13 protein-coding genes and 2 pseudogenes are annotated in these 14540 nt (G+C 44.1%); 8 read left to right on the forward strand and 7 right to left on the reverse strand.

Annotation, left to right across the window (positions count from 1 at the left end):
- Positions 1-51: 51 nt before the first annotated feature.
- A complete protein-coding gene (locus ACMAZD_RS08715; RefSeq protein WP_435246939.1) occupies positions 52-267 on the forward strand; it encodes a hypothetical protein in 216 nt (71 codons plus the stop codon).
- A 133-nt stretch (positions 268-400) separates the two neighbouring features.
- On the opposite strand, the gene ACMAZD_RS08720 is transcribed toward ACMAZD_RS08715, so the two are convergent.
- Positions 401-1162, reverse strand: coding sequence for an IS5 family transposase (locus ACMAZD_RS08720; RefSeq protein ID WP_435246940.1), 762 nt, complete (start codon positions 1160-1162; stop codon positions 401-403).
- Between the two features lie 239 nt (positions 1163-1401).
- Between ACMAZD_RS08720 and ltrA the strand changes: the two genes are divergently transcribed.
- The 7 genes and pseudogenes from ltrA (at position 1402) to cobB (ending at position 8643) form a co-directional block, all read left to right on the forward strand.
- On the forward strand, positions 1402-2694 hold the full coding sequence (gene ltrA, locus ACMAZD_RS08725; RefSeq protein ID WP_435249317.1) for a group II intron reverse transcriptase/maturase: 1293 nt from the start codon (positions 1402-1404) through the stop codon (positions 2692-2694).
- A gap of 410 nt (positions 2695-3104) precedes the next feature.
- A complete protein-coding gene (locus tag ACMAZD_RS08730; protein WP_435249350.1) occupies positions 3105-3386 on the forward strand; it encodes a glycerophosphodiester phosphodiesterase family protein in 282 nt (93 codons plus the stop codon).
- Positions 3298-5490: pseudogene (locus ACMAZD_RS08735) on the forward strand (formate dehydrogenase subunit alpha); the annotation flags it as partial. The gene ACMAZD_RS08730 and the pseudogene ACMAZD_RS08735, both read left to right, overlap by 89 nt.
- A gap of 11 nt (positions 5491-5501) precedes the next feature.
- Positions 5502-6110, forward strand: a complete 609-nt coding sequence (gene fdh3B / locus ACMAZD_RS08740) for a formate dehydrogenase FDH3 subunit beta (protein ID WP_435246941.1) — start codon at positions 5502-5504, stop codon at positions 6108-6110.
- Positions 6111-6123: 13 nt separating this feature from the next.
- Positions 6124-7197, forward strand: coding sequence for a formate dehydrogenase subunit gamma (locus tag ACMAZD_RS08745; RefSeq protein ID WP_435246942.1), 1074 nt, complete (start codon positions 6124-6126; stop codon positions 7195-7197).
- Positions 7181-7597 (forward strand): hypothetical protein, encoded by a 417-nt coding sequence (locus tag ACMAZD_RS08750; RefSeq protein ID WP_435246943.1) that lies wholly within the window; start codon positions 7181-7183, stop codon positions 7595-7597. Before ACMAZD_RS08745 ends, ACMAZD_RS08750 begins: the two co-directional genes overlap by 17 nt.
- A 311-nt stretch (positions 7598-7908) precedes the next feature.
- Positions 7909-8643 carry a Sir2 family NAD+-dependent deacetylase gene (cobB, locus tag ACMAZD_RS08755; protein WP_435246944.1) on the forward strand — a complete coding sequence of 245 codons (735 nt, stop codon included), beginning with the start codon at positions 7909-7911 and terminating at the stop codon, positions 8641-8643.
- 63 nt (positions 8644-8706) lie between these two features.
- Here cobB and ACMAZD_RS08760 read toward each other — a convergent pair.
- The 6 genes and pseudogenes from ACMAZD_RS08760 to potA form a co-directional block, all read right to left on the reverse strand.
- Positions 8707-8928: pseudogene (locus tag ACMAZD_RS08760) on the reverse strand (GGDEF domain-containing protein); the annotation flags it as partial.
- 132 nt (positions 8929-9060) lie between these two features.
- Complete coding sequence (locus ACMAZD_RS08765) at positions 9061-10098, reverse strand: extracellular solute-binding protein (protein ID WP_057622386.1); 1038 nt, start codon at positions 10096-10098, stop codon at positions 9061-9063.
- 226 nt (positions 10099-10324) lie between these two features.
- On the reverse strand, positions 10325-11359 hold the full coding sequence (locus ACMAZD_RS08770; RefSeq protein ID WP_435246945.1) for an extracellular solute-binding protein: 1035 nt from the start codon (positions 11357-11359) through the stop codon (positions 10325-10327).
- A 148-nt stretch (positions 11360-11507) separates the two neighbouring features.
- Positions 11508-12278 carry a spermidine/putrescine ABC transporter permease PotC gene (potC, locus tag ACMAZD_RS08775; RefSeq protein ID WP_435246946.1) on the reverse strand — a complete coding sequence of 257 codons (771 nt, stop codon included), beginning with the start codon at positions 12276-12278 and terminating at the stop codon, positions 11508-11510.
- Complete coding sequence (gene potB, locus ACMAZD_RS08780) at positions 12278-13135, reverse strand: spermidine/putrescine ABC transporter permease PotB (RefSeq protein WP_435246947.1); 858 nt, start codon at positions 13133-13135, stop codon at positions 12278-12280. The genes potC and potB overlap by 1 nt, the downstream gene beginning before the upstream one ends.
- Entirely contained in the window at positions 13119-14234 is a 1116-nt protein-coding gene (gene potA, locus ACMAZD_RS08785; RefSeq protein WP_435246948.1) for a spermidine/putrescine ABC transporter ATP-binding protein PotA, read from the reverse strand. Before potA ends, potB begins: the two co-directional genes overlap by 17 nt.
- Positions 14235-14540: the final 306 nt, after the last annotated feature.

Here is a 14540-nt window from a genome sequence, read left to right on the forward strand (position 1 = left end):
AATGTCATTACTTTGACGTTAATGACAAGAAATGCTTTTTTAGGGGTTTATATGGACATGACAACATTGAATTTGGGTGGTGCGTTAGCACTTGGCCAGCGCATTGTTTTCTCGGTAGATGGTACGATTAAAGTCTTAGAAGAAGGCCAACCACTACAAGCAGGGGATGTCGTTCTTGAATCTCAGAATGAACCCAGTGAACCTCAGATATCAGCGAAACGCTTTCGCCTGAAGATGGCGGTGGTATCGAACTTGACCAAGGCATAGCGGATATATTCGCTGCATTAGAAGAAGGTCAAGATCCAACAGAGTTAGGTGAAGAGTACGCTACCGCTGCAGGCCAGAATGTGAAAATTCAGATAATACTAGGGCGTGTTGATCTTTGCTGTACATTCCGTGTTCAACAATACATCGGTAGCCACATTAACATGAATGCCAGTGATAACATGCTGGCATAATTCCTTTCTAGCTTGTCATATCTACTTGAAATAGCTCGATAATGCTTAATTCTCCCAAAGGCATTTTCGACCAAGTGACGATACTTGTATAGACACCAATCCATACTGTCTTTGTCTATATCTTGTCCGTAATTGCGTTTAGCAATTACTGTTTCTCCGCCACGTTCCTTAACAAAAGTACGGAAAGGTTCGCTGTCATATCCTTTATCACAAACGATGGTATTAACTTCATCGAGTTGCTCAACTAAGCTTTCGGCATGCACTATATCGTGGCGTTGTCCCTCTGATAAATCAAAGCAAATCGGCAGGCCACCACTATCTACAGCTAAGTGAATTTTGGTTGAGTTGCCCCCGCGACTTTTTCCTATTTGCTCTGAACTTTCAGTAGCTGCACCTGTACTATGCTGATGCGCTCTAACTATAGAGCCATCAAGAAATACCCATTCAAAGTCAGCCATGCTAGATAAGCTTATGAAAAGATTATCTAAAATCCCTTTCTTTGACCAAAGATTAAATCGTCTGTAAACGGTACTCCACTCTCCGAACTCAGAGGGTAGATCTCGCCAAGGAATACCTGTTCTCATTCGATAAAGTATTCCTTCAAATGTCATTCGATGTTCAGTTTTATCGTAAATACGACCTGTACTTTTCATAACTTGGAGTAGCAGTTCCCAGCGAATATCAGTTAGCATTGTTCTTGGCATGGTATTGGTTATGGTTTTACTTTTGGCGAAGCAAATTATAACTCTTTACCATGCTGTTCAAAAAACACTCACGAAAGATCAACACGCCCTAGACACTCAATCATGTGGAGTCATAGCAAGATGAAACTCATCTCTACGTCCCAAAGGGCAATACCGCAAGTAAAGCTCATGGATACGAAGAATGACAAGCATGGTCGGCGTAGACAGGAGGGCGAGTCTTGGTGACCTCAACTTCGTTGATGGAGCAAATTTGCTCTTCAACCAATTTGAATCAAGCTCTTAGACGCGTGAAGAAGAACAAAGGGTGTGCAGGAGTCGACAAGCTCGACATCAACGCCACTATCTCAAGACTTCGACAGGCATCAAACGGGCAAGAGCTTCGCCAGATTCTTCTGGATGGAAGCTATCAACCTCAATCTGTTCTTGGTGTAGAAATCCCCAAAGCTAGTGGTGGCGTAAGGCAATTAGGTATCCCAACAGTCCTTGATAGGGTAGTCCAACAGGCAATCACATCAGTGCTGTCATGTATCTATGAGCCGAAGTTCTCCGACAATAGTTACGGGTTTAGACCCAACCGCAGTGCGCACCATGCATTGGCGGCCGCCAGTCGCTACATCCGAGAGGGTCGAGGTTATGTAGTAGATATAGACCTAGCAAAATACTTCGATACAGTGAATCACGATAGGCTAATGCACAGGCTGTCACAAGATATTGCTGATAAACGCGTGTTAAAGCTAATTAGGTCATACCTACAGGTAGGCATAATGCGACATGGACTAGTTGAGCAGAGACAACGAGGCACACCCCAGGGTGGGCCATTATCTCCGCTACTATCAAATATTGTATTAGATGAACTGGATAAAGAGTTAGAGCGTAGAGGGCATAAGTTCTGTCGATATGCAGATGACTGTCAAATCTACGTGCGTAGTGAGGAAGCCGCTCATCGAGTCAAAGAGTCGATAACGGAGTTCTTGGAGCAGAAACTAAAGCTGACGGTAAACCGTAAGAAAAGTGCAGCAACGAGAGTGACAAAGCGAACTTACCTAAGCCATCGCTTCCAGATAGACGGAACAATCGGGATATCGAAGACGGCACAAGCTCAAATGAAGAAGCGAGTACGTCAGATAACGAAGCGAAATCGAGGACGAGAGTTACAGGTGATAATCACGGAGTTAACTCAATATCTAAGAGGATGGCAACACTACTTCAAGCTTACTGTTCGTAAAAGTGCAATGCAGCGCTTAGATGAATGGATACGGCGTAGACTAAGGTGCTACCGACTAAAGCAGCGCAAACGCAGACACAGCATAGCGACATGGTTACAGCGACAAGGTGTAACGGAGCGTAATGCGTGGAAGCTAGCGATGTCAGATAAGGGTTGGTGGCATCTAGCTTTAACGCCACAGGTTAATCACGCCATGCCAATAAAATGGTTCGAGGGGTTGGGGCTGTACTCATTAAGAGATGGGTACGAGTCACTGAAAGTATATTCGGAACCGCCGTATGCGACCCACGCTTGTACGGTGGTGTGAGAGGACGGAGGCTGCGAGGCCTCCTCCTACTCGATTGTGATTTTAGGCATACCGTAAAAATACGACCAATTGAATAATAGAGTCGATTCATTTCACGGCTGTTATCTTTTAAAAATTATAACGCAGTTATCAAGCGTTTTAACCAGTTAGGGTGACCAGTTAGTTACCACGATTGGTATAAGTCGATGGTTTAAATTTAAAGGGGTGATAACTAACAATCTGCAATAGTTTGCCTATATTTATATAAGCTGCGGATTTATTGAGGAAAATCATTGAACATTCAAACCAATGTACTGGCAAAGTATGGATTGGCTATTGTGATTTTAATAGTGCTATCAACACCAATCATTATTCATATCGCCTTCCTTATAAAGGCGAGCAGCTATCAGGCGCTAAATACATGCCAACAAGTGTGGGCACATAGAGGTTTAACGACCGTAGAAAGGGAGAATAGCATTTCTGCGTTCTCTTCAGCCTTTAAACACGGAGCGGCTGGAGTAGAGCTTGATGTTTACTTTCATAACGAGTCTTTTCAATTTATTGTCAGCCATGAACCAATTATTGATGTCGTCAACTCGGAAGTATTGACCCTAAGAGACGTAATCGATGCTATTCATTGGCTCGAACCCTGCAGAAGCTCACCCGGTTGCGATGCAACACATCCTGATCGCGAAAGAGAAGAACAACTGTAAGATCGTAGTTGCGGATCCTCGTCGTACGCGTACTGCTGCGAAATCTGATCACTATGTTTCTCTTCGCCCAGGTTCAGATGTTGCCTTCATTTGGGGGATCTTATGGCATGTATTTGGAAACCAATGGGAAGACAAAGAGTTCATTCGCCAACGTGTATTCAGCATGGAAGAAATCCGTGAAGAAGTGGCGAAATGGAACCCTGCAGAAGTTGAACGTGTGACTGGCGTAAGCGAAGAAGACGTTTACCAAACTGCGAAACTACTTTCTGACAACCGCCCAGGTTGTATTGTTTGGTGTATGGGTGGTACTCAACATACTACGGGTAATAACAACACACGTGCTTACTGTGTACTTGAGCTTGCGCTCGGTAACATCGGTAAATCAGGCGGCGGTGCAAACATTTTCCGTGGACACGATAACGTACAAGGCGCAACTGACCTTGGCGTACTGTCTGACACACTTCCAGGCTACTACGGTTTGTCTGAAGGTTCTTGGCGGCACTGGTCTAAAGTCTGGGAAGTTGACTTTGACTGGATCAAAGGACGCTTTGACGACAACGCATACGGCGGTCAAAAACCAATGAACAGTGCAGGTATTCCTGTGTCTCGTTGGGTTGATGGTGTACTTGAAAACAAAGACAACATCCGTCAGCGTGAAAACATCCGTGCCATGTTCTACTGGGGTCACGCGGTGAACTCTCAGACTCGTGGTCCTGAGATGAAGAAAGCGATGCAGAAGCTGGATATGATGGTTATCGTTGACCCATACCCAACAGTAGCAGCAATAATGAACGATCGTACTGACGGCGTTTACCTGCTTCCTGCGACAACTCAATTTGAAACCTACGGCAGTGTAACGGCATCAAACCGTTCTCTACAGTGGCGTGACAAAGTGGTTGAGCCTCTGTTCGAATCTAAACCTGACCATGAAATCATGTACCTTCTTTCTAAGAAGCTTGGTTTCTCTGAACAGCTGTTCAAAAACATCCGTGTTGAAAACAATGAACCGCTTATCGAAGACATTACTCGTGAATTCAATAAGGGTATGTGGACGATCGGTTACACCGGTCAAAGCCCTGAACGTTTGAAAGAACACCAACAGAACTGGCACACATTCCACAAAACAACGCTTGCTGCAGAAGGCGGCCCAGCGAATGGTGAGACTTACGGTCTTCCGTGGCCATGTTGGGGCAACCCAGAAATGAAACACCCCGGTACGCACATCCTTTACGATACGTCTAAACCGGTAGCAGAAGGTGGCGGTAACTTCCGTACTCGTTTCGGTGTGGAGTTCGAAGGTCAAAGCATATTGGCGGAAGACAGCTACTCGAAAGGCAGCGAAATCAAAGACGGCTATCCAGAATTCAGTGACAAACTTCTGAAGCAACTGGGATGGTGGGACGATCTAACCGCAGAAGAGAAACCTTTAGCGGAAGGTAAGAATTGGAAGACTGACGTTTCTGGTGGTATCCAACGTGTGGCTATCAAGCATGGTTGTATCCCATTTGGTAATGCCAAAGCACGTGCGATTGTTTGGACATTCCCAGACCGCGTACCTCTACACCGTGAGCCACTTTACACGCCACGTCGTGATCTTGTAGCTGATTACCCAACTTGGGATGACAAAGAAGCGATTTTCCGCGTTCCTACGTTGTACAAATCAATTCAAGACCAAGACAAGTCTGCTGAATACCCAATCATTTTGACTTCTGGTCGTCTGGTTGAGTACGAAGGTGGTGGTGAAGAAACACGTTCAAACCCATGGCTAGCTGAACTTCAACAAGAGATGTTTGTTGAAGTGAACCCGAAAGACGCAAACGACATTGGTTTCAAAGATGGTGATGATGTTTGGGTTGAAGGTGCTGAGAAAGGCCGAATTAAGGTTAAAGCGATGGTGACTCGTCGTGTTAAACCGGGGTTAGCGTTCTTGCCGTTCCACTTCGGTGGTAAGTTTGAAGGCGAAGATTTGCGTTCTAAGTACCCAGAAGGCACTGATCCTTACGTTATTGGCGAAGCAGCCAATACCGCAACCACATATGGTTACGACCCTGTCACATTGATGCAGGAAACGAAAGTAACCCTTTGTAATATTCGTAAAGCGTAAGGAGTCTTAAAATGGCTAGAATGAAATTTCTTTGTGACACCAAACGTTGTATCGAATGTAACGGTTGTGTCACTGCATGTAAGAACGAAAATGATGATGCTCTGGAATGGGGTATTCAACGTCGCCGCGTTGTGACACTGAACGATGGTGAGCCGGGTGAAAACTCTATCTCAGTCGCATGTATGCACTGTACTGATGCCCCTTGTATGGCAGTTTGCCCAGCAGACTGTTTTGAACATACAGAAGACGGCATCGTACTTCACAATAAAGATCTCTGTATCGGTTGTGGTTACTGCTTATTTGCTTGTCCGTTTGGCGCACCTCAATTCCCTAAACAGGAAGCCTTTGGTGAGCGCGGTAAAATGGACAAATGTACCTTCTGTGCTGGCGGCCCTGAAACAGAATCAGGTTCTGTGGAAGAGCGTCAGAAGTACGGTGCGAACCGTATTGCTGAAGGCAAGCTACCAATGTGTGCTTCGCTTTGTTCGACAAAAGCGCTGCTTGCAGGTGATGCTGAACAAGTGTCTGACATCTTCCGTCAGCGTGTTGTAGAACGTGGTGCGAAAGGTGCTGGTTGGACAGACGGCAACGACCTTTCTTACGATGCGATGAAGAGCTAGTTGGGAGAGACATATGCTTACAATGTTTAAGCGTCTCATCCTTGTTGTGCTGCCGATGCTGGCAGCACTAACAATGCTGTCTCCTTTGAGTCATGCATCTGAGACGAACTCATCACAAACTCAATCGAGCTCTGCTGAAAGAGAAATCACACAACTTGCTGGCGCTGATTTTTGGCGACAAGTAAGAAACGGTGAGGAAGGTTACACCACCTCTCAATCGGCTGAGCATGGTGTGTTAATCAGTACTCCAGGTCAAACGTGGTACATATTGAAAGAGAAGTGGATGTCGCCAGCTGGCGCTGTTGCGATCTTTGGCAGTATTGCTTTCGTTACCTTGATGTACGTTGTGATTGGCCCGCTAATGTTAAGCGCACCAAGAACGGGACGTAAGATCAAACGTTGGTCTCGACTGGATCGTGCGTTGCACTGGAGCATGGCGTTTACCTTTTTGTCGCTCGCATTCAGTGGTTTGATGTTGGTTTACGGTAAACACTTCTTGAAACCATACATTCCAACTGACCTTTGGGGCTTCATTGTCCTACTGGCTAAGCAATACCACAACTACATTGGCCCAATTTTCTACGTGCTATTGATGGCAGTGCTTATAAAGTGGTGGCGTAAGTCGATCTTCAAGATGGTTGATCTCCAGTGGTTCATGAAACTGGGTGGTATGGTTGGCAAGCATAAAGGTTCTCACCCATCGGCAGAATTCTCGAACGCCGGTGAAAAAGCGCTGTTTTGGCTTCTGATTGTTGTGGGTACTGTGGTTGCGTTTAGTGGCTTAGTGTTGGACTTCCCAATCTTTGGTCAAACTCGAAGTGATATGGAGCTTTCAAACCTTGTTCACATGTTGGCGGCTCTGATCCTTATCTGTGGTTTCGTGTTCCACATCTACATCGGCTTGTTCGGTATGGAAGGTGCATTAGAAAGTATGGTAACAGGTGAAGTTGATGAGACTTGGGCGAAAGAGCACCATGACCTTTGGTACAACGAAGTAATGGAACAAGAGAAAAACGGTGTTGAACAAAACGCTAATGTCGCAACAGAGAAGAGTGAAGGGGTGAATAAGAATGAACAAACCTCATAAAGGTATTTGGGTTGCTTACCTCCTAAGCTGTTTCACACCATTTACTTGTCTTCTCTCTGGTGTGGTTGCCATCATCTACGCGGGCTATCGTTTAGATAAAGGCGAAGACGGCGAAGTCGTTGATACGCATTACTATGGTTTAATCCGATCGTTCTTCTTGAACCTAACCTTCTTTGTGATTCTTATCGTAACGGTAGCAACCTCAAACGGCGTGTTAATCGGTGTGAACGATTATTGGTATCAGAACCAATTTATCGATGATATCGCTTACTACATTCCATATGTAGGCATGCTGTTCGGTGGTGTTGCGATTGTGGTTTGGTTTATCCGTATGTATCAAGGTATGCAGCGCTTAAGTAAAAATCTACCGCAAAACCCGTCTACAGGACCAAACCTGTAACGCCAGTGCGTTATAGCTAAAGCTCGAAAGCAAAGCCCAGTGATTGTTTCACTGGGCTTTTTGTTTTAAGTCTCTTGTGTAGAAATATAACTGTTAACAGATCTCTATCCTAAGCGTCTGCGGCCGCTTTTTGCGTTTACAGGAATCAATGTGAGCGTTTTACAAACAAAAGAAGGCAAACGACAAGCGAGTTATGTCACAAATAGCTAATGAATTCAGTTGGCTAAGACTATGGTCTAATCCCCCAAACTATTGTTGGAATTTGAACAGTGCTAAGCTGTTACAAAGTGACATATTGAAAAGGACGTTATATGCATTTCCCATATCGAAATATCGTAATTCTTACCGGTGCCGGCATTTCTGCGGAGTCGGGGATACAAACATTCCGAGCACAAGACGGGCTATGGGAAAACCATAAAATCGAAGATGTCGCGACGCCTGAAGGGTTCGCAAAAGATCCAGATCTTGTACAAGCCTTCTATAACAAGCGTCGTCACGGCTTACAAAGCGAAAGCATCCTGCCAAATTCAGCCCATAAGGCGTTAGGAGAGCTTGAAGATAAGCTAGACGGCAACGTAACCATCATCACTCAAAACATCGACAACCTGCATGAGCGCGGCGGTAGCAGCAATATCATCCACATGCATGGCGAACTATTAAAAGCACGATGCAGTGAATCCAATCAGGTTATCGAACATAAAGACAATATCGAAACCGGAGAGCTTTGTCATTGTTGCCAAATCCCTGCGCAAATGCGTCCACACATTGTTTGGTTTGGTGAAATGCCTCTAAGAATGGGTGATATCTATTCTACTCTTGAAGAAGCAGATCTGTTTATTTCGATTGGCACATCTGGTGTTGTGTATCCAGCTGCGGGTTTTGTGCATGACGCTAAAATGCATGGCGCGCACACGATAGAAATCAACCTTGAACCAAGTGCGGTAGAAAGCGAATTTGAAGAAAAGCGCTACGGCAAAGCCAGTATCGAAGTACCAAAGCTGGTGAGTGAGCTATTGTCGGTCGAGAAAGGCTCGCTAACCGCCTAATCTCAAATGTCACCGTGAGTGGTCAAAGACGAAAGCAAACACATATCTGACTGAAAATAAGAGCTCAGAAAGGTGTTTGAGCTCTGTGATGACATCATAGAATAAGTTGAAAATAAGCAGCAATGCGCCGCAGCGAAGGATTTTATGAGGGCGAATAGCGTGACGAGCAACGTAGTAGATATACATGGTGATCACGAGCGTGTTCGTTTCGAAAAACAGGTCGTAATTAGAGTCTATGTGGATGAATGAACTCAGGCCAAGCATCAATAATGACGCAAGCAGCATCAGAGTCACAACCAATAGTATAGGGTTCGCTGACACGTTATAGCACACTGTATATTGTTTAATACCATCGTATATAACGTATAGATAAAAATAAAGCGGCTTACGCCGCTTTATTAACCTGTCAGTAACAATCTAGTTGTTTACTTTAAGTTTTTGGAAGTACTCGTCATAAATAACGCTCGCTTCGCCAACTTCATCTTGCCAAACGCCGTTATCCATCACTGATTGTGGTGGGAAAACGTTCTTATCTTCAGCAAACTCTTTTGGAAGAAGAGGGTAAGCCGTTTTCACAGGAGTCGGGTAACCGATCTCTAGAGCAATCTTAGCTGCGTTCTCTGGGCGAAGAAGGAAGTCGATCATCTTATGTGCCGCTTCGATGTTCTTAGCACCTGAAGGAATCGCTAGGCTGTCCATCCAGAAGATAGCGCCTTTTTCTGGCCAGATAATGTCAATCGTTGCACCTTCTTGGCGTGCCATGTAAGCAGAGCCATTCCAAAGCATACCAAGAGACACTTCACCCGCTAGGTAAGGGTTCGCTGGGAAATCTGAGTTAAATACCAATACGTTTGGCATTAACTTACGAAGTTCTTCGTACGCTTCTTTGATTTCTTCTGGGTTGGTTGTGTTTGGAGAGTAACCCAGTTTAGACAGTGCAATGTGGAAAACCTCACGAGAGTCATCCATCATCATCAATTGACCTTCCCACTGTGTATCCCACAGATCGCCCCAGTTTTTAACTGAAGACTTGTCTAGCATATCTGAGTTGATACCAATACCCGTTGCACCCCAGATGTAAGGGATCGAGTAGTTATTGCTTGGGTCAAATGGCTTATCTAAGTAATTTGGATCCAAATCAGCAAAGTGGCTTAGCTTAGTTTTATCAAGCTCTTGAAGCATGCCTTCTTTACGCATCTTAGAAACGAAGTAAGTAGAAGGAACCACTAAGTCGTAACCTGTACCTTGAGTTTTTAACTTAGCGTACATGCTTTCGTTAGACTCATAAGTTGAGTAGTAGACTTTAATGCCAGTCTCTTCTGTGAAGTCTTCTAGTACTTCATTTGGAATATATTCAGACCAGTTGTAAAAATACAGTTCTTGGTCAGCTGCGAAAGAGGGGGTAGAAAGTAAAGTAGCAGCACACAATGCGCCGGTATACAGTGTTTTTTTCATTACTGTTCCGTTCATTTGTTTGATTTGGAGCTGGGTAGTGAACCCAAAGTAAAAGGATTTCTAAAAATCGCGCTAGATTATAGCAGCGATATAACAAAATAGGCAGCCTAAGCTGCCTATTCATTGATATTCTTATTTTTAACGTGTTTATTATCTAACTGGGTTGTTAGGTAAACCAATCATTTATTAGCGTCTGTTGACCTGAGCAATTAGATAACGAACCCGCTTAGTGACCGGCTTTAAGCTTCATGAAGTAATCTTCGTACTTCACTGTCTTGTCGCCAACCGCAGCTTGCCATTCAACACGGTCAAGATCTTCTTGAGATGGGAACAGAGCTGGGCTGTCTTTGAACTTCTCGTTAGACGCTTTAACTGCCGTTAGGTAGCCTGTGTCGCGAGAGATTTGTTCAGCGATTTCAGGACGAAGTAGGAAGTCGATCATCTTATGAGCCGCTTCTACGTTTACCGCGCCAGAGCTGATTGCAAAATTATCAACCCAACCGATGCCGCCTTCTTTAGGGAAAACCAGTTTAATTGGCAGACCTTCGTTTTGCGCTGCAGCAGCAGAACCGTTCCAAAGCATACCAAGGCCAACTTCACCGGACATGTAAGGCGTGCCTGGGTTGTCTGAGTTGAACACAAGAACGTTCGGCATTAGCTTTTGCAGTTCAGCGTAAGCTTCGTCGATCTCTTTCTCATTGGTTGTGTTACCTGAGTAACCTAACTTACGCAGCGCAATGTGGAATACTTCACGCGTGTCGTCCATCATCATCAGTTGACCTTCAAGTTCAGGCTTCCATAGGTCAGCCCAGCTTTGGAAATCTTCTGGATCATACATGTCTGTGTTAACAGCCAAACCAGTAATAGCAACTACGTGTGGAATAGAGTAGTCGTTACTTGGGTCGTACGGCTTATCTAGGTAGTTTGTATCTAGATTCTTGAAGTTGTTCAGCTTAGTTTTGTCGATCTTCTGAAGCATACCTTCGTCACGCATCTTAGATACAAAGTAAGTCGACGGCACAACTAGGTCATAGCCTTTGTTGTGTGTTTTTAGCTTTGCGTACAAGGTTTCGTTCGACTCGTAAGTCGAGTAGATAACCTTAATACCAGTTTCATCCGTGAACTTTTCTAAGATCTCACTATTGATGTAAGGTCCCCAGTTCATGAATACCAGTTCTTTGTTATCTTTTGCAAACGATGGTGCAGATAACATTGAAAGCGCACATGCACTACCAGCTAATAGAGTAGCCCATTTTTTCATTGACGTTAGCTCCAAACTAAACGTTGCCCGAAGGCACTAGATAGAAAAACAGAATGGCAATTTACCATTCTGTTTATGAATAACACTTTTGCTAAACTTGAAGTACCTTAACTTCTTATCAAGTCAGCCTCAGTAAAGAGTAGGAGACTTACTTGATTTTCTCTCTCGCTAACAACTGAGAAATAATCACTAGTATTAACGACACTACTAACATCACTGTTGCTAGGGCGTTGACCTCTGGAGATATACCGACTTTAACCATCGAGTAAATCTTCAGTGGCAAGATTTCATAGGTTGGGCCCGTTACGAAAGAGCTGATGATCACATCGTCCAAAGACAAAGTGAAGCTCAATAACCAACCCGCAGCAACCGCTGGCTTAGCAAGAGGCAGGATGACCTGTTTTAGAATCGTCCACTCACTGGCACCTAAATCTTTTGCGGCTTCTAGCATCTTTACATCAAAGCCATTCAAGCGACTGTAGACCGTGACAACAACGAACGGCAGACAGAAAGTAATGTGCGCTGCAAGTAGGGTAAAGAACCCAAGTTGCACACCCATTACCAAGAATAGCGCAAGAAGCGAAATCGCCATTACGATATCTGGTGACATCATCACGATGAACAACATGCCATTGACGATGCCTTTACCTTTAAATTGGTAACGGAATAGGGCAACGGCAGTCAGGCTTCCGACAATCGTTGCGGCAGTTGCAGAGAACACCGCTACGTTGATCGAGTGCCACGCAGCCTGCATTAGGCTATCGTTGTTAACCAGCGCGTCATACCACTTAGTGGTAAAGCCACCCCATTTCATACCGAATTTATTGACATTAAATGAGTTAGCAATCAATACGATAATAGGTAGGTATAGAAAAGCGTATACCAGCGCCATAAAGCTGAACTTAACTGTGCTACCCATTAGTCTAGCTCCACTTTCTTATTCAATAACTTTCCTGCACGGTAGTAGGCATAAAGCATCACGGCCATAGCAGTGGTCAGTGCAATGCTGGTTGCAGCGCCAAACGGCCAATCACGAGCATTCAGCACTTGGCTCTTAATAACGTTACCGATCAACAGGTTCTTAGCCCCGCCCAACAAGTCTGAAATGTAGAACATTCCAAGCGCAGGGAGCAGTACAAGTAAGCAGCCGCCGATAATGCCAGGCATTGTTAGGGGTAAAACAACCATCAATAAGGTTTGAAGTTTGTTCGCACCTAAGTCTTTAGCCGCTTCTAAATAAGTATCGTCTAGCTTTTCAATTGCTGAGTACAACGGCAAAATCATGAACGGGAGTAGGATATACACTAAACCAATCATTACTGCCGTTTCTGAATACATGATACGAAGTGGCTTATCGATAATGTCTAACGCCAACAAGCCTTTGTTCAACACACCTTGAGTACCCAGAACCACTTTTAATCCGTAAGTACGAATCAAAGAGTTTGTCCAGAATGGTACAATCACTAGAAATAACATGATCGGACGCCACTTCGCAGGCATTTTTGCCACGATGTAGGCGAACGGGTAACCAATAATTAAACAAAGTAGGGTTGCGACAATCGCCATATAGAAAGAGTGCATCAGTACTTTAAAATACAGCGGATCAGCCAAACGCAAGTAGTTCTCGAGAGTGAAGGTCATCTCGATCAAGTTCGCTTCATCACGAGTTAGAAAGCTAGTACCGATGATCATGATGTTTGGAATCATCACGAACAGCACTAACCAACCTGTGATTAAAGCAACAATCGCGTTTTGTAAATTAAACTTCTTGCTCATCTTCTAACACCACTTCCCAGCTCTCAACCCAAGTTACTGCAACTTTTTGGCCCAGTGAGTGATCAACATCAGGGTCATCTTCGTTGAAGAATTCGCTAACCATGACACGCATACCAGATTCCAGTTCTACGACTGAATCTAATGTCATGCCTTTGTAGGTTCGCTCGACAATGTGACCAACAATACCGCTTTGCTCCGACTCTTTAATTTCTTCGATACGAAGATCTTCAGGGCGAAGTAGTACTTGCAGTTTTTGACCCGGTTCTACGTCTTTATCGTGATAGATAATTGACTCTTCACCTTCAATTGTCGCAACAATGCGCTTTTCATCTTGGCGAGATTTCGCTGTCGCTTCGAATACGTTAATTTCACCAATGAAACGAGCAACAAATAAGTTCTTAGGCTCTTCGTAGATTTCTCTTGGTGTTCCGTCTTGTTCAATCACGCCATCACGCATAACAATAATACGATCAGACATGGACAATGCTTCTTCTTGGTCATGCGTTACAAAGATAAACGTGATACCAAGTTGGCGTTGCAGTTGTTTAAGCTCGATTTGCATCTGTTTACGTAGTTTGTAATCAAGAGCAGATAGAGACTCATCCAACAAAAGAACCTTAGGTTTATTAACGACAGCGCGAGCGATTGCGATACGTTGTTGTTGGCCACCGGATAGCTGGTGTGGCTTTCGTTGTGCCAATTGTTGTAGGCGCACCATTTTTAAAGCATCCATAACACGAGGTTGAATCTCAGTGTTTGGTACGTTCAGCATGCGTAAACCAAATGCCACATTATCGAAAACGGTCATATGTGGGAATAGGGCATAGCTTTGAAATACAGTGTTAACATGCCTTTGTTCAGCAGGAACTTGGGTTACATTCTGTTGGGCTAATAGTATTTCACCACTATCCGCCGTTTCAAACCCTGCAATCATTCTTAGTACCGTGGTTTTACCGCAACCGGACGGGCCTAATATCGTGAGAAACTCACCATGATTTACGTTTAGATCAAGATTGCCGATGACTTCCTTACCATCGAAACTTTTACTAATGCCAGTTAGCTGTACGACTGGCTTTCCTACTGATTTTTTAGCGTTCAACGTCTGTTTTTCTCCACCTTGGTTCTATTTGAGACCTGTTGCTATACACTTTAAGGCGCGCATGATAATCACCAAAAACGTGAATTCAAAGCATTTTTTACCATTCGAAGACAAAAAATTTCGCAGGTAAAAGTAAACATCCTTTACCATACTATTATTTATTGGGTTTATACCTTAATTAGTGGCTAATTATTAATCATTAAGACGCAAAAGCAAGCCTTGTTACAGATTCATATTTTAGTTTGTCTCCTACATATGAGTATAATGAAGGTAATTTTTTATCAATAAGTTAGGTGGCTTCAAGCA

The sequence above is a fragment of the Vibrio sp. nBUS_14 genome, from assembly GCF_051201655.1.
In the GTDB taxonomy this organism is placed as follows: domain Bacteria; phylum Pseudomonadota; class Gammaproteobacteria; order Enterobacterales; family Vibrionaceae; genus Vibrio.

Excerpts from the sequence above, each read along its gene's own strand:
- ACMAZD_RS08715 (WP_435246939.1), top strand. The coding sequence starts at position 52 with ATGGACATGACAACATTGAATTTGGGTGGTGCGTTAGCACTTGGCCAG.
- ACMAZD_RS08720 (WP_435246940.1), bottom strand. The coding sequence starts at position 1,162 with ATGCCAAGAACAATGCTAACTGATATTCGCTGGGAACTGCTACTCCAA.
- ltrA (WP_435249317.1), top strand. The coding sequence starts at position 1,402 with ATGGAGCAAATTTGCTCTTCAACCAATTTGAATCAAGCTCTTAGACGC.
- fdh3B (WP_435246941.1), top strand. The coding sequence starts at position 5,502 with ATGGCTAGAATGAAATTTCTTTGTGACACCAAACGTTGTATCGAATGT.
- ACMAZD_RS08745 (WP_435246942.1), top strand. The coding sequence starts at position 6,124 with ATGCTTACAATGTTTAAGCGTCTCATCCTTGTTGTGCTGCCGATGCTG.
- ACMAZD_RS08750 (WP_435246943.1), top strand. The coding sequence starts at position 7,181 with ATGAACAAACCTCATAAAGGTATTTGGGTTGCTTACCTCCTAAGCTGT.
- cobB (WP_435246944.1), top strand. The coding sequence starts at position 7,909 with ATGCATTTCCCATATCGAAATATCGTAATTCTTACCGGTGCCGGCATT.
- ACMAZD_RS08765 (WP_057622386.1), bottom strand. The coding sequence starts at position 10,098 with ATGAAAAAAACACTGTATACCGGCGCATTGTGTGCTGCTACTTTACTT.
- ACMAZD_RS08770 (WP_435246945.1), bottom strand. The coding sequence starts at position 11,359 with ATGAAAAAATGGGCTACTCTATTAGCTGGTAGTGCATGTGCGCTTTCA.
- potC (WP_435246946.1), bottom strand. The coding sequence starts at position 12,278 with ATGGGTAGCACAGTTAAGTTCAGCTTTATGGCGCTGGTATACGCTTTT.
- potB (WP_435246947.1), bottom strand. The coding sequence starts at position 13,135 with ATGAGCAAGAAGTTTAATTTACAAAACGCGATTGTTGCTTTAATCACA.